Origin of the sequence: Blautia sp. MSK.20.85, assembly GCF_013317245.1 — a bacterium.
Classification (GTDB): domain Bacteria; phylum Bacillota; class Clostridia; order Lachnospirales; family Lachnospiraceae; genus Blautia_A.
The window spans coordinates 1-407 of record NZ_JAAIUN010000109.1 but is presented as its reverse complement, the minus strand read 5'-3'; the positions used below and the strand labels follow the sequence as shown (position 1 = coordinate 407).

The window sequence follows — 407 nt, the reverse complement described above, 5'->3', positions numbered from 1 at the left end:
GGCAAGTTTGGTTCTCGTTCGATAGCACTACTGTGCTAAGCATAAGCGAGCTATCCCCGTGTGTCCCACGGTTGTGTTATGTTAATGTCATGCAATTACCAAACGCATTCCCTCATTTCTGATATTTATCGCCGCATTTACATCTCTATCATGATGGGTTCCGCACTGCGGGCAATCCCACTCTCTCAGGGCAAGATTTTTCGTTTTTGCATTTTTGTAACCACAAACAGAACAGGTCTGGCTGCTTGCAAAAAATCTATCCACCTTCACAAGCTTCTTACCCTGTTTCTCCAGTTTGTATTTCAAAAATGTTGTGAACATTCCCCAGCCGTTATCTGAAACAGATTTTCCAAAATTCAGCGACTGTGACATTGCTTTCATATCCAAATCTTCTATACATACACAAT

1 protein-coding gene is annotated in these 407 nt (G+C 41.8%); it reads right to left on the bottom strand.

Annotated features, from left to right (window positions below; translation table 11 throughout):
• Positions 1–87 precede the first annotated feature (87 nt).
• Positions 88–407, bottom strand: a 320-nt coding sequence (locus G5B12_RS17130) for an RNA-guided endonuclease TnpB family protein (protein ID WP_174088980.1), incomplete at its 5' end; no start/stop codon positions are given.